General features: G+C 39.8%; 18 protein-coding genes. 7 read left to right on the forward strand and 11 right to left on the reverse strand.

Annotated features, from left to right (window positions below):
* Window positions 1-169 precede the first annotated feature (169 nt).
* Window positions 170-1,579, forward strand: a complete 1,410-nt coding sequence (locus tag ACQYAD_RS11055; protein ID WP_430238141.1) for an MFS transporter — start codon at window positions 170-172, stop codon at window positions 1,577-1,579.
* A 166-nt stretch (window positions 1,580-1,745) separates the two neighbouring features.
* Window positions 1,746-2,627, forward strand: coding sequence for a fumarylacetoacetate hydrolase family protein (locus ACQYAD_RS11060; protein WP_430238143.1), 882 nt, complete (start codon window positions 1,746-1,748; stop codon window positions 2,625-2,627).
* 91 nt (window positions 2,628-2,718) lie between these two features.
* Here the strand turns inward: ACQYAD_RS11060 and ACQYAD_RS11065 are convergent, their stop codons facing one another.
* Both ACQYAD_RS11065 and hemQ read right to left on the reverse strand, forming a co-directional pair.
* Window positions 2,719-4,119 carry a TerD family protein gene (locus ACQYAD_RS11065; protein WP_430238145.1) on the reverse strand — a complete coding sequence of 467 codons (1,401 nt, stop codon included), beginning with the start codon at window positions 4,117-4,119 and terminating at the stop codon, window positions 2,719-2,721.
* Window positions 4,120-4,281: 162 nt separating this feature from the next.
* Window positions 4,282-5,025, reverse strand: coding sequence for a hydrogen peroxide-dependent heme synthase (hemQ, locus tag ACQYAD_RS11070; RefSeq protein WP_430238147.1), 744 nt, complete (start codon window positions 5,023-5,025; stop codon window positions 4,282-4,284).
* 192 nt (window positions 5,026-5,217) lie between these two features.
* On the opposite strand from hemQ, the gene cysK reads away from it, so the two are divergent.
* The 4 genes from cysK (at window position 5,218) to ACQYAD_RS11090 (ending at window position 10,240) form a co-directional block, all read left to right on the forward strand.
* Window positions 5,218-6,141 (forward strand): cysteine synthase A, encoded by a 924-nt coding sequence (gene cysK / locus ACQYAD_RS11075; protein WP_430238149.1) that lies wholly within the window; start codon window positions 5,218-5,220, stop codon window positions 6,139-6,141.
* A gap of 487 nt (window positions 6,142-6,628) precedes the next feature.
* Entirely contained in the window at window positions 6,629-7,801 is a 1,173-nt protein-coding gene (locus ACQYAD_RS11080; RefSeq protein WP_430238790.1) for a glucose-1-phosphate adenylyltransferase, read from the forward strand.
* Window positions 7,802-8,043: 242 nt separating this feature from the next.
* Complete coding sequence (locus ACQYAD_RS11085; protein ID WP_430238151.1) at window positions 8,044-8,799, forward strand: hypothetical protein; 756 nt, start codon at window positions 8,044-8,046, stop codon at window positions 8,797-8,799.
* 7 nt (window positions 8,800-8,806) lie between these two features.
* Complete coding sequence (locus tag ACQYAD_RS11090; protein ID WP_430238791.1) at window positions 8,807-10,240, forward strand: MATE family efflux transporter; 1,434 nt, start codon at window positions 8,807-8,809, stop codon at window positions 10,238-10,240.
* Between the two features lie 65 nt (window positions 10,241-10,305).
* On the opposite strand, the gene ACQYAD_RS11095 is transcribed toward ACQYAD_RS11090, so the two are convergent.
* The 9 genes from ACQYAD_RS11095 to ACQYAD_RS11135 all read right to left on the reverse strand — a co-directional run bounded on the left by ACQYAD_RS11095 (window position 10,306) and on the right by ACQYAD_RS11135 (window position 19,340).
* Window positions 10,306-10,896, reverse strand: a complete 591-nt coding sequence (locus ACQYAD_RS11095) for a hypothetical protein (protein WP_430238153.1) — start codon at window positions 10,894-10,896, stop codon at window positions 10,306-10,308.
* 162 nt (window positions 10,897-11,058) lie between these two features.
* Complete coding sequence (locus tag ACQYAD_RS11100) at window positions 11,059-11,928, reverse strand: COX15/CtaA family protein (protein WP_430238155.1); 870 nt, start codon at window positions 11,926-11,928, stop codon at window positions 11,059-11,061.
* Between the two features lie 11 nt (window positions 11,929-11,939).
* The gene (locus ACQYAD_RS11105) at window positions 11,940-12,854 is read right to left on the reverse strand and encodes a heme o synthase (RefSeq protein WP_430238157.1); all 915 of its coding nucleotides are present in this window, start codon (window positions 12,852-12,854) and stop codon (window positions 11,940-11,942) included.
* 152 nt (window positions 12,855-13,006) lie between these two features.
* Entirely contained in the window at window positions 13,007-13,306 is a 300-nt protein-coding gene (gene cyoD / locus ACQYAD_RS11110) for a cytochrome o ubiquinol oxidase subunit IV (protein WP_430238159.1), read from the reverse strand.
* Window positions 13,307-13,918 carry a cytochrome (ubi)quinol oxidase subunit III gene (locus ACQYAD_RS11115; protein WP_430238161.1) on the reverse strand — a complete coding sequence of 204 codons (612 nt, stop codon included), beginning with the start codon at window positions 13,916-13,918 and terminating at the stop codon, window positions 13,307-13,309.
* 14 nt (window positions 13,919-13,932) lie between these two features.
* Window positions 13,933-15,915 carry a cbb3-type cytochrome c oxidase subunit I gene (locus tag ACQYAD_RS11120; RefSeq protein WP_430238163.1) on the reverse strand — a complete coding sequence of 661 codons (1,983 nt, stop codon included), beginning with the start codon at window positions 15,913-15,915 and terminating at the stop codon, window positions 13,933-13,935.
* 133 nt (window positions 15,916-16,048) lie between these two features.
* Window positions 16,049-16,960 carry a ubiquinol oxidase subunit II gene (locus ACQYAD_RS11125; protein WP_430238164.1) on the reverse strand — a complete coding sequence of 304 codons (912 nt, stop codon included), beginning with the start codon at window positions 16,958-16,960 and terminating at the stop codon, window positions 16,049-16,051.
* Window positions 16,961-17,288: 328 nt separating this feature from the next.
* A complete protein-coding gene (locus ACQYAD_RS11130; protein WP_430238166.1) occupies window positions 17,289-17,624 on the reverse strand; it encodes a hypothetical protein in 336 nt (111 codons plus the stop codon).
* Between the two features lie 162 nt (window positions 17,625-17,786).
* The gene (locus tag ACQYAD_RS11135; RefSeq protein ID WP_430238168.1) at window positions 17,787-19,340 is read right to left on the reverse strand and encodes an ABC-F family ATP-binding cassette domain-containing protein; all 1,554 of its coding nucleotides are present in this window, start codon (window positions 19,338-19,340) and stop codon (window positions 17,787-17,789) included.
* A gap of 172 nt (window positions 19,341-19,512) precedes the next feature.
* Here ACQYAD_RS11135 and ACQYAD_RS11140 point away from each other — a divergent pair, with 172 nt between their 5' ends.
* Window positions 19,513-19,788 carry a hypothetical protein gene (locus ACQYAD_RS11140; RefSeq protein WP_430238170.1) on the forward strand — a complete coding sequence of 92 codons (276 nt, stop codon included), beginning with the start codon at window positions 19,513-19,515 and terminating at the stop codon, window positions 19,786-19,788.
* Window positions 19,789-19,826: the final 38 nt, after the last annotated feature.

Raw genomic sequence — 19,826 nt, forward strand, 5'->3', positions numbered from 1 at the left:
CCTACAATTACCAAGCCTTTCTTGAGTACGTATTGTATAATTATATCAAAATAAATGCATTTTGAAGATAGATTCACCAATTATTATAAAATTTTAATGTTACTTTAAAACATTTTTCATAAATGGATGAAGACATGTTCAAAATCACCGTAAAGGAGCTATAGATTTTTTGAAAACAATTAACTGGAGAGTCATTTATACAATTTTTGTTTTTACCGCCCTAGCGGCATTTGACAATATTATTATTGGCCTGTTTCCGCCACTTTTTCAATCCATTTCGAAAGATATCCATACGAGTATTGCAAAAATGGGTGTTGTCTCGGCCTTGAATATTTTGGCAACAGCCATATCGTCAATTTATTGGGGGTACCTTTCTGGAAAATATAAGCGGAAAATCCTCATTATCATTGGTACATTGATATGGGTATTATCCGTATTTTTAACATCCATTAGTGCAAATTATGTACAGCTCATCGTATTTCAAATCTTAACAGGAATTGGTCTTGGCTGCATTGCATCGATCGGTTTTAGTGTCTTGACAGATTCTATTCCCTATCGCCTCCGCGGTATGATTTTAAGCTTATGGGGGATGACCCAGGGTCTCGGCGGAATCATTGGATCTTTAATGGCTTCATTAATTGCCACGGCAACTGATTGGAGAAGACCGTTTGAAATCGTCGGGTTTATCGGCTTTTTCCTCATTATTCTCTATCTTTTTGTAAAAGAACCAAATCGGGGGGAAGCTGATCCCGAGCTAAAGAATCTGATGCAAAAAGGCCAGTCATATAACTATATTATCGAACCAAGGCAAATAGTTGCAATTATTTTAAAAAGAAGTAATTTATATTTATTTCTACAGGCTTTTTTTATGAATATTGCCACAGGAAGTTTAATTTGGCTGCCAACGCTTTACATATTTAAAATCGAAGAGCAAGGGTATGATATCAAAACAGCGATCGTGGCTTCGGGTTATCTTTATGCTATTTTCCAGCTTGGCGGTATTACTTCGATGTACTTTGGGCATCTTGGCGATCGGCTGCAAAGCAAAACATACAGAGGCAGAGCGTATTTAACCGCACTTTTTGTGTTTTTAACGTTGCCATTTTATATTTTCATGTTTGTTATCCCAATGACAAACTTGTCATTGCCAGCAGGAAATCATGCTTTGGGCATACTTATTGCCTTATTGAAACAAGTTCTGTTAAATCCTTGGGTCACCTTATTGTTTGTCCTATCGTTTTTGGCGTCTGCTGCCCAATCTGCCAACACGCCAAACTGGCTTGCACTGATTACCGACGTCAATCTGCCTGAACATCGCGGAACAGCCTTTAGTGTAGCTAATCTTTCAAATAGCCTTGGCAGAACTATTGGCAATGTCGGGGTCGGGATTTTGCTTGGAATTGTCTCAAGCTATGCGAAAGAGCCAAATTCTTATATTATTACGCTATCGTTGCTGCAATTATTCTTGATTCCATCGGCATGGTGTTATATCAAAATGGCAAAAAGCAATGTGACAGATATCCGAAAGGTAAAAGCAACCCTTAAACGTAGAGCAAGGGGAGAACGCGTCAAAAGTTAAATTCTTTCCATAAGCGGAATAGCATACAGCTTTCCGTTTGTTTTTTTTTTGAGCAATTTTCAATCATTCTTTATTTTAAAAAAATATATAATTAGTATATACTAAACATGTGGAATATTTCGAAAAAAACGTATATTCTTCATACATCCAGTAAGGGGGAAATTTGGTGAAACTTCTACAATTTTTTAAAGACGGTGAAATTCGACTAGGATTGAAAACGGATTCAGGGATTTTGGATGTAAAGGAAGCTGCCTCAAAGCTAGAGGAATCGATACCAGTAGAGCTTCAAGCTCTCATACATAGCGGTGAAGGTCTAGATGGCTTATCACGGCTCCTTAAACAAGCAGTTGAACAAGAAGAAAAACAATTATTTATAGCAGAAGAAGAACTCAAGTATGCACCTGCTATTACAAATCCTGAAAAAATTCTGTGCATTGGTTTAAATTACATTGACCATGCCAAAGAAACAAATATGGATATCCCAACTTCACCAATTTTATTTAGTAAATTTAACAATGCACTTGCTGCTCATAATGAGACAGTGGAAATTCCCCAAGGAACGGAACGAATGGATTATGAGGCGGAATTGGTTATTGTAATCGGAAAAACAGCGAAGAACGTTACAGAAGAGGAAGCATTGTCCTATGTTTTTGGCTACACGGTTGGGAACGATATTTCTGCCCGCGACTTGCAATTGAAAACCCATCAATGGTTGTTGGGAAAAACACCAGATGGGTTTGCACCGATTGGACCATATATTGTAACAGCAGATGAAATTCCTAATCCCAATGAACTGAAAGTGGAGTGCCGCATCAATGGGAAAATTCGCCAAAATGGAAATACAAATAATATGATTTTTACTTGTGCTTCACTCATTCATTACATTTCAACCTATATGACATTAAAGCCGGGAGATATTATTTTTACAGGTACTCCAGCCGGCGTAATTCTAGGCTACCCAAAAGAGAAGCAGGTTTGGCTAAAATCTGGAGATGAAATGGTCATTTCAATTGAATCGATTGGTGAATTGAGGAATGTATTAAAGTAAGAAAAATTGAGAAGTTTTCCTGATGAAAGCAAAAGCAGACCCTTGTCCGAAATAAAGGTCTGCTTTCTTTATATAGAATAAATTTAGGAAATTAAGATAAAAACTCTGCCGGGTTTAAACCAAGTTCGCGGCAAATGTCCGTGACCATTTGTTTTTCGCTCGGATCAAAATGGCCATCCGCATAACCGATTGCAATGCAATAGCGGGCAATAAGCCTAGAAATTTCAGGTTTTGTTCTTATTTTCCCTAAGGCTCTGAATGCTTCAGCACGTCCCATTGCATGGTCATACTCCATCTTGGAAATAAATTGATTAAACTTCTGGATTACCTTTTGTGAATCAAATACGCGCAACTCTTCGCTTTGATTAACGAATTCGAGCATTTTTTCGCGTTCTGAAGGGTCTAGCTGGCCATCTGCCATGGACACCAATGCACAGCCTGCCACGACTGCTTCTAGCACGTCTTGACTTTTATAGCGCTGAAATAGTTCTTGTGCTCGTCTCTTTTGGTTATGAGCCCATTCAACATAATCCGTTTGTGAAGGCGACCAAGAGTTCCCACAGCTATTACAGGTGAATTTCAATTGATTTTTTCCAATAAACCCGCCAAGTAACCCAACCGGGCCTAGAATTAACCCCCCAATAGCGGCTTTTCCTAAACCAAAGCCCTTTTGACCTGTCCGTACATTGCTTGAATGGCAGCGGGGACAAACGATGTTCTCGCCCCCGTATGTAGGATGTGAATGTGAGGCAGATGGCGATGGCTGCACTGGATAGCCATACGATGGCTGTTGGTTTGACTGCAGATTGTACTGATGTTGATTTTGATTGAATCCATTTGGCTGATGTTGATTCTCATTTCGACTTAATTGATATTGTGGAAATCCAGGTGGTATTGTTGTTCCGCTTGCCGGTGGGTCATCAACTGTGACACCAAAATTTTGGCATAAAGCGGCCAAGCCTCCTTGAAAGCCGCTTGCAATCGCATTGAATTTCCATTCTCCATTGTGACGGTAAAGCTCAGCTGCCACAATCGCAGTCTCAATGGTGAAATCTCTGCCAAGATTGAACAGAATCAGCTCTTCATTCGTTTGTTCATTAAAGATCCGGACATGAGAATCTGCAATTTGTCCAAAATTTTGCCCCTTCAAATGAGCATCGTGAATCGTAATCGTGAACGCAATCCGGTGAATAGGTTGCGGAACTTTAGTTAAATCAATCTTGATTTGTTCATCATCTTGATTGCCTGAACCTACCCGCGAATCACCGCTATAGAGGACTGAACCATTTCCACCTGTTGGATTGTTATAAAAAACAAAATCCAAATCATTTTGAACCTTGCCTGTTTCATTTAATAAAAAAGCCGATGCATCTAAATCAAAATTCGAACTGAGGCCGCCTCCGTTCCAGCCTAATCCGACAACTACATTTTTCAAGCCGGGATACGATTTTGTTAAATCTACTTTTTGCCCTTTGCTAAGTGTTACACCCACAAGCTTCCCTCCCATTAATCGTACAGAATCTTTCCATTTCATTGCTCCAATAATCAATACGGAAAAAATGGTGAAAAAGTTTCAACTGAAAAACGATATTATGGGAATATAGAGAGGAAAAGTATGTATGCACGCAGTAAAAAGCATGCATACATGCTCGTTTTATAGATGGAAGAACTGCTCGATCCGATTTTTCTGAAGAAGTTGTCCAATATAGAATGATCCAAACACACCGTAAACTGCACTTACTTCATCAAATCTTGTCTCATAGATTAATTTTTTGAATTGCAGGGCATCATCCGAAAATAAGGAAACACCCCACTCATAGTCATCGAAACCGACAGAGCCAGTTATAATTCGTTTTATTTTATCTGAATACGGACGACCTGTTTCAATATGTTCAAACATCAATCTTTTTCGATCCCTTATTGGTAACATAAACCAATTCGCTTGCTCCCCACGCAGTTTACTCATTGGATAAAAACAAATATATTCCGTTTTTGGAATCGTAGGAAACAGCTTGGACCGCAAAACCGGGTCTTCATATGGGTTCTCTGGCATATCAGAAAAACTGCTTTTTTCGATTACTGCTAAGTAAGAATAAGCGGGAAGAGTGTAATCAGCCAGCAGTGTTTTTGAAAACGCCGTTTCTGCTTCATGTATTTCCTTTATCGTCGGCCTTAAAATCATAAACAGAAAGTCGGCTTTTTGACCAACAACCGTATAAACACAATGACTTCCTTGACCGTTCGTTTCTGTCAATTCCCATTTATTTAATAATGTTTTCCATTCGTTGAGCGCTTTGGAACGTTCTTGCTCCGAAGCATTTCTCCACTTTTGCCAATCCATACGGCGAAAATCGTGCAGGCTGTACCAGCCTTCAATTGTTTGCATTGCCTGGTTCATCTTTATACCTCCAAACGAATCTTTTCAATTATAATGATAATTATTTTCATTTAAAAAGTAGTGACCGTCATCACATTTCTATGTATAGCAAATCTGCCTATCAGTAAAAATAAATTGTATACTCAGGGGGGAATATGCTAAAATTTACTCGTGAAAAGCTTATTGGAATACTGTGAAAAGGCGGTTTATTGAATGAAAATCTATCATTCCATTCTTGACTTAATTGGTAATACACCAATTGTAAAATTAAATAAAATTCCTGATCCAAACGGGGCAGAAGTATTTATCAAATTGGAATCGTTTAATCCTGGAGGAAGTGTAAAGGATCGGGCAGCCATGAACATGATTCAAACGGCAGAGGAGCAGGGGATGATTAATCCGGCTGACAGCACGATTATCGAGCCGACATCTGGCAATACCGGAATCGGTTTAGCAATGGTTTGTGCGGCAAAAGGATACCGATGCATCATCACGATGCCTGATAATGCAACGGAAGAGCGGGTGAAAATTTTAAAAGCGTACGGCGCCGAAGTTCACTTGACGCCAGCGAAATACCGCATGCAAGGGGCGATTGACGAGGCCAATAAATTAGCGGAAAAGATAGCGAATAGCTTTATTCCAATGCAATTCGTCAATAAAGCAAATGCAGATGCCCACCGGAAGACGACTGCAGTTGAAATTTTAGAATCATTTGATGGCAAGTTGGACGCATTTGTTTTGACGGCCGGAACTGGCGGGACAATTACCGGCACAGGAGAAGAATTGAAAAAGCAGATCCCTAATTTGAAAATATATGTTGTTGAGCCTTATGGATCTCCGGTTATATCTGGCGGAAAACCAGGACCTCATAAAATTCCCGGAACAGGACCAGGATTTGTTCCCGAATTGCTCAATCGGGAAATCTACGATGAAATTTTGTTGATTAAGGACGAAGACGCACAGGAAATGGCTCGTCTGTTAGCAAGAAAAGAAGGAATTTTCGTTGGTGCTTCGGCCGCTGCATCGGCTCATTTTGCTGTTGAGATCGCGAAAAAGCTTCCGGCTGGAGCCAGAGTGCTTTGCATGGCACCGGATACTGGAGAGCGCTATTTATCTTCCGACTTATTTGCCAACTAACCCATTTAAAAGACATTAAGAACCTCTTAATGTCTTTTTTTTGCACATTTTTTCTTCCCATTGCATAATTGGCGTTTTTACTTTCAATTTTTCATGTTTATGAATTCGTTCACAAAGTTGACAAATGTATGCAAAAATTTTTCTTTTTTATTCGACAATAAAGAGGAAAGTCATCATGTTTTTTATTCCAATATAATTTTTAAACCTAAAAATGAAGAAGAAAATGTCGATAAACGTGTGAAATCGTCGGATTTTTTTGATTTTTAATAAATCTCTCATTTGATAAAATGAAAAACATAGTTGCTGGAAAACAACATGAAAGGAGTTTAAAAGATGCCGAACCAACTAGACACAAAAACTGCGGAAGATAGTTGCCCGATTCATGAAAAAGATGAGTTAGAGTTTGAAGAGTTATATTACAAACTCTGGGAAGATGATCGTTTATAAAAAATTACAATAAATTTTAATAAAATAGGAGGAAACAATGATCAAAAAACAATGTATTGCCATGCTCCTAGCAGGAGGAAGAGGTACTCGTTTAAAAGAACTAACACAACATATAGCAAAACCAGCAGTTCCGTTTGGTGGAAAATATCGAATTATTGATTTTACCTTAAGCAATTGCAGTAATTCAGGCATCGACACAGTCGGTGTTTTGACCCAATATCAGCCGCATACCCTTCAAAACTATATTAGCGACGGTAAACATTGGGATTTAGACCGAAAAAATGGCGGCATCACCTTTCTTCCTCCATATGAGTCGGAGCAGGGTGAAAGATGGTATGAAGGCACAGCCCATGCTGTTTATCAAAACCTTCAATATATTGAAAATTATAATCCCGAATATGTTCTGATCATCTCTGGTGATCATATCTATAAAATGGATTATAGTAAAATGTTGGATCAGCATAAACAAACAAAAGCTGATGCTACTATTTCGGTTATCAATGTTCCTTGGAGCGAAGCAAGCAGATTTGGAATCATGAATATTGATGACGATTCAAAGAGAATAACTGATTTTGATGAAAAGCCAAAACAGCCAAAATCCAATCTTGCATCAATGGGAATCTACATTTTTAATTGGAAACTGTTAAAAAAATACCTTGAAAAAGAAGAACAGAATCCGTTCTCATCAAAAGATTTTGGCAAAGATATCATTCCTTCTATGCTTCAGGATCATTGCAAAATGTTTGCCTATCAATTTAAAGGATATTGGAAAGATGTTGGTACCATTCAAAGCCTTTGGGAAGCAAATATGGACTTGCTTTCCGCTGATACGAATCCAATCTTGCAAAATGAGGATTGGGCGGTCTATACGAATGAATCGGCACAGCCTCCTTTGTATTTAGATGGAAATGCTACATTAAAGCGATCATTGGTTTGTGAAGGGTGCAAAGTGTATGGAAAAGTTGAAAACTCTGTTCTTTTTTACGGTGTAACCATAGGAAAAGGTACGGTAATTAAGGATTCTGTTATTATGCCGAATACAAAAATTGGTGAAAATGTGGTTGTGAACCGAGCCGTTATCGGAAGCGGCACATTCATTGAATCAGGAGCTCAAGTTGGTGATGCCAATCCGTTCAGCGAAATCACCTTAATCGGAAATAGCGAAACAATCAAAAACGAAAGACAGGAAAAGTTAAAAGAAAGAGTGGTTTAAGGATAACATTTTAAAATGGAAGAAACCCAACTTTCAATCATGATTTCGAATGGTATGGACTATTTTTGATAGTCTTGATTATAAAATCCAGATGCTGTTTTAAGAAGCATCTGGATTTTTTTGCTCATCAGAATCAAAATGTGCATTTTTTATGAAGTTTATCAGTAGATTGATGTGGAAAGAATAAAGCGTATGCCACTATACAAAGGTGAAAGTACACAGATAGAAGGGAGATTACAGGTTTGAACCAACATTCAGGGCATGAGATGCATGGAGAAAAGCACGTAACTTTGCAGGATTCGACAACAATGGTTGAGTGGAAAGTAAACCCGGAGCGTCCCATGGCAGAAAGGCAATCGATCATTCGAATGAAAGTAACGGATGCAGTAGGTAATGCGATTGCTTCCTTTGCAACAGTGCATGAAAAACAAATGCATCTTTTAGCGATCAGCCGCGATTTATCCATTTTTCAACATTTGCACCCTATATATCAAGGTGAGGGGATTTTCACGGTGACAGCTACTTTTCCAAAAGGTGGTGAGTATCGTTTATTTGCTGATTTCACACCAGGGGGAGGGACTCAGCAGCTAGCTACTTTCGAATTATATGTGGAGGGAAAAGGTACGGAGGAAATTGTCCATCCCGATAAAAAACTCGTAAAAACAGTTGATGATCTTAATTTTTCCCTTGAAATTCCAAAATTGCAATTAAAAGAACATATACCGATGATCTTTTCGGTAAAAGATCAAGCTGGAAATCCGATTCATACGTTGGAGCCTTACTTGGGATCTGTCGGTCATGTGGTGATTGTAAGTCAGGATTTAACCCAATTTCTCCATGCCCATCCAGTCGATGAGTCGGTTACTGGTCCGTCAGTTGAGTATATGACAAGCTTTCCAGCCGCAGGCGTATATAAAATTTGGGGACAATTTAAAAAGAATGGGCAAGTCTATACCGTTCCTTTTACGATTCTCGTACCGGACAATGTAGAAGGTTAATGCCATGATGAAACTAGGTAAAGGGGATTTAACCGATTCCCCAACACGATGGAACCGCCTAAAACTGATTGCGTTCTTGGCGATTCCAGCAGTCATTGAAAATTTTTTTCAAACGATTCTCGGTTTTGTTGATACGTTTTTCGTTTCAAAAATCGGTTTGGCTGAAGTGTCTGCTGTAGGAGTAACCAATGCACTGCTCGCCATTTATTTTGCATTGTTTATGGCGATCGGGGTTGCTGCCAATGTTCGAATTGCGAATTTTCTCGGAGCCAATTTACCAGAAAAAGCGCGCCATATTTCGCAACAGGCCATTATCCTCGCTGTACTTTTTGGACTCTTTACAGGGGTTGTCACATTGTTTTTTGCCGAGCCACTTTTGAAGTTAATGGGAATCAAAGACAATGTTCTTAGGGCTGGAGCACTTTATTTCCGCATTGTCGGAATCCCATCCATCTTTATGTCGCTAATGTTTGTCCTTAGTGCGATCCTGCGGGGTGCAGGTGATACGAAATCTCCAATGAAAGTTAGCATCGGCATTAATATTATCCATGCGTTTTTAGACTATCTTCTTATTTTTGGCTTTTTCTTTATTCCAAAGCTTGGAATTGTCGGGGCTGCACTGGCGACGGTAATTGCAAGACTTCTTGGCAGCATGGCACTGTTTTATTATCTTAAGCGTTCAACGTCCCTTGCTTTTAGAAGGGACTACTGGAAGCCTGATAAAGGCCATTTGCTTGAACTTTCAACACTTGGAGCACCTGCAGCTGGAGAACGTCTTGTAATGAGGGCAGGGCAAATTGTTTACTTTGGCTTTATAGTAGCGCTTGGAACTAAGGCATTTGCTGCACATCAAATCGCAGGTAATATTGAAGTATTTTCCTTTATGATCGGTTATGGTTTCGCTACAGCTGCTACGATTCTCGTTGGTCAAAAAATTGGTGCAGGAAAATTAAACGAAGCGAAAGAATATGCAAAACTTGCTACTTATTTATCCTTTGCCGCCATGAGTATATTAGGTGCAATGCTCTTTTTCTTTGGAAACTGGGCAGGAAGTTTTTTTACAAATGATCAACAGGTGATTGGCAATATTGGAACAGCTTTAAAAATTTCGGGTGTTTTTCAGCCATTTTTGGCTGTGCTCCTCGTTTTAACTGGAGCCTACCAGGGAGCCAACAATACAAAGTTTCCTATGTATCTTACCGGAGTTGGAATGTGGGCGATTCGAACAGTGCTTGTATACTTATTAGGGATACGGTTCGGTTGGGGTTTAGCTGGTGTATGGCTTGCAATTGGAATTGATATTGCTGTTCGCGCTGTCGTTCTTGTTGTTCAGTTTCAAAGAGGAAAATGGATGGCCCTCGATAAAGCGCCAGAAGCGGAAAGTAAGTGTCATCCGCAATCTTCAAAAGAAAATCGCTCAGCATGTGTAAATAATTATTAGTCAGCTACCTTTTTTATAATGAAGAGCAGCAGATCACTGCTCTTCATTCATTTATATCAGTAAACTTATTTTTGGCTGGAGGGGTGCTGCATTTCAACAGTGGTTTTACTTTTACTATCTGGCATAAACGGTTTATTGCTTGTTTGCGCTCCATATAAAAGATAGAAAGCAACCAATAAAAGGGTAAAAATCGGTTTTAAGAACCATTTTTTCGAGCGGATTGTTGAATCATTATCAGGTATATGCGGAACAATCAGGTACAGAAGCAAACTGCTGACAGTCAATGTTAAAAATATGTTTACCATTGTTTCGGCTTGTGCGGCAGTGATCATTGCGCCAAGCATGGCCCCCATCATTGCGCCCATTATTCCTGCCATAAAACCTTCTAACCATCCCATGATCCCAAAACCAATAGCACTGACAATTCCGCCAGTCATTCCAATGACGACCGAGATCAATGTTGATTGAAATAAATTACCACTGAAAGCTGCCCCAAATAAAATGCCAATCGTTAAGCCGATATTTGTACCTAAACTCATTGGGATCATCATACTATAGGAATGTTTAAGCTTTTTCCTCATTTTAAAAGAAAGGAACGCGGAAGCAATTAAAACGAAAGAAATCGTTAGGAACACAAAAGTTTGAAATGAAGCCAAATGATCCACCACCTCCTGATAGCTAAATCATATGATGGCACCAACCCGGACATGCATAGAAAATTTACCAGCCTATTCATAAAAGAATGGATTGGATTTTACATTTAGATTAAAATCGCTTAAGCAAAAATAAAAAAATCCTAAATATAAATTTAGGATTTATTACCTGCTTTGAAAGCAAATGATACTTTGGGCTCCCACAAGCAAGGACAAAATGGAAACATGCAATAGGACAGCACCAAGACTTAGCTGAGTATAGATTAACAGGCCTCCGCTTAATGCTTGAAGGAGAATGAAGAAAATATTAATTTGGCTAATTCGATAAATATCAGGTCTGGATGTACGCGTTTTTTTTGCCAGTCGATTGATCGCAATGAACAGAATGACTAAACCAAGGGCAAATAACCGATGGGTAACATCAACCCAGAACGCATTTCCCACCTCTGCCAGACTTTCTGTTGGGATCGGGAAGCCCCGAAAGGCTCCTCCGGCACCTGTTTTGGCTACATAGCCTCCAAAATAGATAGCCGCGTATAGAAATACAAAAACAAACCAAGAAAAAAGGGTGAAAGAAGAGGGCAATTTTTCTAAACTTTGAATTTTTCTTTCCTCTACGTAAATGACATATGCAATATTAACCAATGCCGCAAACGAAATAAGCGCAATACCCAAATGGGCTGCCAAAAGCATTGGAGAGAGCGGCATCAATACGGTTAATGCACCCAATGTTGATTCGCCGAGTATTCCCACAATCGCAAATAGCACAAGCCATTTAATTTTTTTCGTTTTATAACGGAACCAGGCAATTGCCGAAACGACAAATAGCAAAATACTTGCAAGTCCAACAAAAATACGATGAGTATACTCGATAACGGAATGATAATCAGAAAAATCTGGGAGGAAGCTTCCATTACATAAAGGATAACCACGTCCGCACCCTAGAGCAGAATTAGTCAACGTATCAATAAAACCGATAATATTTACCAAAAAGATTGTCGCAGCCCCAGCAACAGCGAGCCAAAAATAACGCATTCCCATGCCTCCTATAAGATGCCAGCAACCATAGCCGAAAACATCCCAAGAATATAAAATAAAGAACAAACAAATGTTCGTTTTGCCCAAATGAATTGATCATCTGATTCTTTCCACATTTTCCATGTGCAATAGAGTAGCGCACTATTAAAAAGAACAGCAAAAGTCAAATAAATATAATTAAAATGTCCGCTTACAAACAGGGTAACAGAACAGGCGAAAAGCAGCAACATATAAAGTAAGCTCTGGAATTTAGTTGACCTTGCACCTTTTACAACTGGCATCATTGGAATGCCTGCTTTTGTGTATTCATCGTTTTTGTACAAAGCAAGAGCCCAAGAATGCGGGGGAGTCCATAAAAAAACGACCATGAACATCAACAGTGCGGTTACATTTAAACTACCAGTGACCGATGCCCACCCGATTAAAATCGGAAATGCTCCAGCTCCGCCTCCAATGACAATGTTTAACGGTGTTCGGCGTTTTAACCACATCGTGTAGGCAACCGCATAATATAAATAGCCTGCTGCATTTAAAAAAGCAGTAAGAGGGTTTACGAAAGCGAAGGCAATGACGATCGACAAGATCCCCAGGATGATACCAAACCGTAAAACAGACTGAGGTTCGATCATTCCTGTTGGAATGGGGCGTTTGGCTGTCCGTTCCATAATTCTATCAATATCGCGATCATACCACATATTGATAGCGGCCGATCCGCCTGCGGACAAAGAAGCACTTAAAAGCATGAAAAACATTGTAGAAATGGTAGGAATCCCTTTTTCCGCAACAATTGCAGCACAAAGAGAGGTGAACACAAGCATCACCAATATCTTTGGCTTTGTGACTTCAATATATGCGGAAACGAGTTGAGTTAATTGTTGTAACTGAGAGGGAGACTCCTGGCGAACTTCATTTAAAACTGACACAGAACTCAAACTCCTTTTTTGCAAATCGAAATTTGCATAAATTCAGTCATGCCACTAACACTTTACTTGCAAACTTATCAACTGGCATTTTTTTCATAACTTCAGCGCCCAGCGAGTAGGGAACTTCGCTGGGCGCCAAGGATCTCGAAACTTTATTGTACTTGCGAATTGAATGTCATAATCCAAATAGATCCAATGATAATCGTTAAAGCAAAGACAAGTCCTAAAACTAGCGCCATTGCATTGTATCTTGGACCTTCCCCGTCACGAATATGCATGAAGAAGAAGAGCTGAATCACAAATTGCAGCGCAGCAGCAATTAAGATGCTGGCAACAAGTGCAGTTTTTGAGAGTAAATGCTCTAAAACCAGTACGAGCGGAATAATGGTTAAAACAATCGAAAGGATGAAGCCAATCAAGTATGCTTTTATCGAACCATGTTGTTCATGCATTTACATCACCCCCATTAAATAAACGATCGTGAAGATGAAAATCCATACGGCGTCCAGAAAGTGCCAATACAGGCTGATGATTGAAACTTTTCTTTTCGTAACAGCCGTGATGCCTCTTTTAGAAAGTTGAACAATCAATCCGATCATCCACAGGATACCAAATGAAACGTGAAGGCCGTGCGTACCAACAAGAGAAAAGAAAGAGGTTAGAAACGCACTTTTCGTAATCGTAGCTCCATCAGCAGCCATCCGTGTGAATTCGCTAATCTCAAGGCCGACAAACACTGCACCAAGAGCAGCGGTAACTACCAGCCAAGAAATAAGCCCTTTTTTATCATTTTTATGCATCGAAAGAACAGCCAACCCGCTTGTAAACGAGCTAATCAAAAGAATGAACGTTTCAATAACGAAAGTAGGGATTTCGAACTCTTTTGCAGTAAATCCGCCGTTTGTATGGGTGCGTAAAACTGAATAGGCAGCAAACAATGTCGCAAACAATAAAACGTCGGTAACAAGGAAGATCCAAAATCCTAATATTTTTAATCCTTCCTGATCAACGTGACCATGATCATGACCATGGTCAGAAACATGAGCAGAAGCGCTTTGTTGCATGTTTTATACCCCCCTTAAGCATTCTTTCCAACAGAAATATATCGTCCAAGTGCTTTTTCCGTACCGATCACTTCATCAACTGGAATGTAATAGTCAGTATCGTATTGGAAGGAACGAACGAACAGCGTAACCGCTACCCCGATTAAACCTGCAATTCCCATCCAAATCCATTCAAACGTAAAGCCAAAGCCGGCGATAAACCAAAATACGGACATGATGAACGGAACGCCGGTGTTTTTCGGCATATGAATTGCCTCATACTTCACTGGTTCTTGTTTAAATGTTCCAGCTTTAACTTCTTCTTTATGATACCACCAAGCATCGCGTCCTTTTACATTCGGTAAAATCGCGAAGTTATAGACAGGCGGCGGGGAAGGAATTGACCACTCTAATGTACGGCCATCCCAAGCATCACCAGTCGTATCGCGCTCACCATATTTAATGCTGTAAAGAATTTGCCATACCTGGAATATAAATCCAATTCCCATTAAGAAGGCACCGATCGTTGAGATCAAGTTGAGCGGAGCCCAGCCCATATCCCAACCCATCGTTTGGTTATAAGTGTAAATTCTTCTCGTCATTCCCATAAAACCAAGGGCATATTGTGGCATGAATGTTACATAGAAACCAATTTGCCATAACCAGAATGCCCATTTGCCAAGGCGGTCATTTAATTTAAATCCAAACAGTTTTGGCCACCAGTAGTACAGACCAGCAAGATATCCGAATACAACACCGCCGATTAATACTTGGTGGAAGTGGGCGATTAAGAAATAGCTATTATGGTACTGATAGTCTGCAGGAGCAGCAGCAAGCATTACCCCAGTAGCACCACCGACCAGGAATGTTGGGATAAACGCGTTAAACCAAAGCAATGGCTGTGTTACGCGAATGCGTCCGCGGAACATCGTAAACAGCCAGTTAAACACTTTAACACCAGTTGGAATCGCAATAATCATTGTTGCAATCGCAAAGACAATGTTTACATCTGCACCAGCACCCATTGTAAAGAAGTGGTGTGCCCATGTGAAGTAGGAAACAACACTGATGGCAATCATCGAGAAAACCATTGAACTATAACCGAAAATACGTTTTCTTGAGAAGGTAGCAACAATCTCAGAAAAGACGCCAAATGCAGGCAAGACAACGATATAAACTTCCGGGTGACCCCACATCCAGATCAAGTTGATCCACATCATTGGGTTACCGCCGGCATCCATTGTAAAGAAATGGCCGCCAAGTAAACGGTCGATTGTTAACATTGCCAAAGATACCGTTAGGATTGGGAATACACCTAAAATAGCGATAGACGATGACAATACAGACCATGTAAACAATGGCATATCGCGTAAACGCATTGATGGCGTGCGCATTTTCAGAATGGTTACAACAAAGTTGATACCTGTTGCCAAACTACCGATACCGGAGATCTGAATGCCCCAGATCCAAAAGTTCTGGCCTGGACCAGGACTAAATTGATTTTCCGATAAAGGCGGATAGGAAAGCCAACCTGCGCTTGCTGAGCCGCCGATAACAAACGAAATGTTAAACAACATTGCCCCGATAAAGAACAGCCAGAAACTAACAGCGTTCAAAAATGGATAGGCAACATCTCTTGCTCCAATTTGCAATGGAACGACCATATTAAATAAAGCAAACATAAATGGCATAGCCATAAATAGGATCATAATGGTTCCATGCGTTGTAAAAATTTCATTATAGTGCTGTGATGCCAGAAATTTGTTATCCGGCATTGCTAATTGAAGACGCATTAAGACTGCGTCCACACCACCGCGGAAAAGCATCAATAAAGACGCAATCAAATACATGATTCCGATTTTTTTATGGTCAACAGTTGTAATCCATTCACGCCATAGCCAGCCCCATTTTTTAAAATAGGTGAGATAAAAGATGATCGCAACGCTGACCAATACAATGGAAACATCTGCACCATAAATCATCGGATCGCCTGTCACGAAAAAACCAGATGTATTCATCGAAAAAATTTCCTCCCAATTTTTGGCTTATCAGAATTTATACCGATAAATTCTGAATGCATCATTTCAACTACGCCCCAGGAACCTTCCAAAGGATTCACCAGTAGGCGAGTTCTCATTTCATTTACTTCTGTTACTTCTTAGTATCCATACTTGTCATGGCATTATTATCGCCCATGTTGTTCATGTGTTGGTAATATTCGCCGCCATTTTTGTTTACAATATCTTGGAACAGCCCCTTCGGATAAGAAGAAAAGCTAAGTTCTTTTTCTAGGCTTGGCGCTGAGAGTTTTTTATACCCATCTTTTGTTAAAACAGGGGAGCTTTTCTTAACATCTGCAGCCCATTTGTCAAAATCAGCCTGGCTTACAGACTTCACTCTGAATTGCATATGAGCAAACCCTTTTCCAGTAAAGTTCGCCCCTGATCCGAAGTATTCACCTGTTTTATCAGCTTGCAGCCATAATCCGAGCGACATACCTGGCATTGTGTATTCTTGGCCACCGAGCTGCGGAACCCAGAATGAATTGATATTCGAATCCGATGTCAAAATAAATTGTACAGGTACACCTGCAGGAATTTCAGCATAGTTGACCGTTGCAATGTTTTTTTCTGGATACGTAAACATCCATTTCCAGTTCATTGAAGTTACTTGAACAACCATTGGCTTTACATCTTTAACTGGTGGTTTTGTTAAATTCAAAGTTGTTTGTGCAGTAAAATATCCAAGAATTGCAATGATTACTACAGGAATACCCCACCAAATAATTTCCAGCACCTTGCTATCTGCCCATTCAGGCTGATAAGGAGCTTTATTGCCTGGTTTATCGCGATAACGAACAAGAATATAAACAAATATCGCGATAACCGGGAGGATGACAATTGCCGTTAAAATAACCGAAATAATAATTAGACGCAGCTCTTCTTGAGCAACAGGACCTTGCGGGTTTAGTACAAGGTAGTTGTTTTTTTCACAACCAGCCAGCAATACCATGCCCAATAAAGCTAAATAAGAAAGTTTAGCAGACCGGATCCATTTTCTCAATGTAAGTTCCCCTTTCAGTTTATTAGATTTCACTATAGAAACTATGATGATAGTAGAAAAGCTATATAAATATACCAAAAAAAACGGAAAATGAGAATAGGTTTCAGGGCAAATTCACAAATCGTCACAAAAAGTTCGATTTTAATAAAATATTTGCAGTTTGTGGGTGATTTTGGTAATCGGTTTTTCTTTTCTAAAAATTTAAATGACGAAATAGTTAAATGCAACAAACCCATAATCTTTTTAATATGTAAAACTCTTTATTCTCATTTTTGCCAAAAAAACAAATTGTTAAACAAAAACAAAAAAATGACCACATAGAAAGTGGTCATTTTTTCATTGAGTTGTAGTCCCAATATCGTAAAGTATCTGTTTTTGATGTGGGGACGCTTTTGGTTACATTTCCATTAGAATCCTTATATACTTCATATTCACGGTATGTTTCAACAATGTAGCCATTCTCTTTTGTTCGCTTTTCTAATTTTTCAACTGTGTCGGGTTGTTTTGTTGAAGGAATTTGATCATTTGGTGTGGGAACAGCTGTAACCGGTTCGCTCGCTGAATAAGTAAAATCTCGATTTAAAAACGAATAGGGAGAGTCCAGATATGCCATGAAACCCAATGTCAACACAAGAAAGAAAACGGCAGAAACTTTCGTTTTCATTTGATCGGCTCCTTTAAAAAAGAAATCTCTGGATACATTGTATGCATGTCCGAAAAGGATATGCCAGCAGTGATGAAGTGAAACTGCAAAGTACTCATGCGAATAAAAGCGTAGGCACAGAAAAAGACAGACATATTTAAATGCCTGTCTTGTTTAAAAGAGTTAAACGGTTTGCTTTGACCATTCTTCAACGTTCCAAATTTTTGTTACCCAATCTTCGTAAAAATCCGGTTCATGGGAAACGAGGACAATTGTGCCTTTATAGGCCTTTAAGGCTCGTTTTAGCTCTTCTTTGGCCACAACATCAAGATGGTTGGTCGGCTCATCGAAAACAAGCCAGTTACTTTCGTTCATTAACAATTTACATAGTCGAACCTTTGCCTGTTCACCGCCGCTAAGCTGGTTCAGTGGCCGGGAAATATGTTCATTTTTCAAGCCGCAGCGCGCTAATGTTGCCCGTACTTGATGCTGATCCAAATGGGGGAATTCCGCCCAAACGTCATCAATAGGCGTAATACCTTGCGCTTTTACTTCCTGTTCAAAATAGGCAGGGTAGAGAAAATCACCGTGTTCAATTGAGCCAGACAGCGGCTTGATTTTCCCCAACATCGTTTTAAGCAATGTTGATTTTCCGACCCCGTTGCAGCCGATAATGGCGACCTTTTCACCGCGTTCAATCGTCCTATTCATCTTGGGGAGAAGCGGGTGTGTGTAGCCGATTTCCAATTCTTGCGCTTCAAAGACATACCGGCTGCTTGAGCGCGATTCTTTAAATTCAAAGGTTGGCTTTAGTGCCGTCTCTGGCCGGTCAATCCGTTCCATTCGGTCGAGTTGTTTTTGCCGGCTTTTGGCTCGCCCGGTTGTCGAGTACCGCGCTTTATTTTTTGCGATGAATTCTTCCTGTTTTTTGATAAATTCCTGTTGCTTCTCATACGCATTGATATGCTGATTCTTATTAATCTCTGCAAGTTCAAGGAATTTTTCATAGCTGGCGGTATATCGGGTCAGCTTGGAGAATTCTAAGTGAAAAATCACATTTGATACAGAATTCATAAATTCGGTATCGTGCGAAATTAAGATAAAGGCATACGGATATTCTTTCAGATAAGATGTAAGCCAGCGAATATGTTCCACGTCCAAGTAGTTTGTCGGCTCATCTAAGAGCAGAACCTTTGGCTGCTCTAGAAGCAGCTTGGCAAGCAGGACTTTTGTACGCTGTCCGCCGCTAAGGGCACTGACATCCCGATCCAAGCCGATTACGTCAAGACCTAAACCTCTGGCGGCATCTTCAACCTTGATATCGAGAGAATAAAACCCTCCAGCATCCAGGACATCTTGAATTTCTCCCATTTTTTCAAGCAATTCTTCAAGCTCTTCAGGAGTGGCATCTGCCATTTTCTCAGTAATTTCATTTAATTCTTTTTCTTTTTCAAAAAGGGAAAGAAATGCACTGCGCAGTACGTCGCGAATCGACTTCCCTGTAGTTAAAACAGTATGTTGATCCAAATAGCCGTACTGAATGCTAGGTGTCCATTCAACCCGTCCATGGTCGTGGATTAGCTGCCCGGTAATAATATTCATTAAAGTGGATTTTCCAACGCCGTTCGCTCCGACAAGACCAACGTGATCTTCTGCCAACAGACGGAAGGAGACATCCTTAAATAAAGTTCGATCACCAAACGTATGACTTAAATTTTCAACAGAAAGTAAGCTCATTTTTTTCTGAATCCTCGCTTTGTTCTAGTTTAAACTCGTCTCTCCATCATACTAAATTTTGACCGGTTCGGCTAGAGATAAAGAAACCCAGGCTTGACACTTGAGCAACAGCATGAAGGCAGCATACTTTCGGACAAATTCTCATATAATGAAGCGAATTGGGGGGGGAAGCATGGTCAATAAATATATAATCCGCTTTTTTAATGTAGATGAACAACCGATTACGCTGCCTGTGAAAGCTGAAAGCGCGGAAATTGTTTCAGATAAAATAATCGCTCTATACAAACAACGCTGGCTGTCATTTCCGGTTACCGATAAGTATACCCGCACGTTTGGTTCCGAACGAATGACTGTGAATTTGGAAAAAGTAAAATATTTTAAAGTTGAAAAACCAACGAAAGTGATGTTGGAGACGTACAGCGAAAATGATTTTATTTTATTTGAATAGAAGCTGGAATTGAGCTGCAATCGAAATCCGTACCAGTC

Origin of the sequence: Neobacillus sp. SM06 (assembly GCF_050496765.1) — a bacterium.
Classification (GTDB): Bacteria; Bacillota; Bacilli; order Bacillales; family Cytobacillaceae; genus JAEVLT01.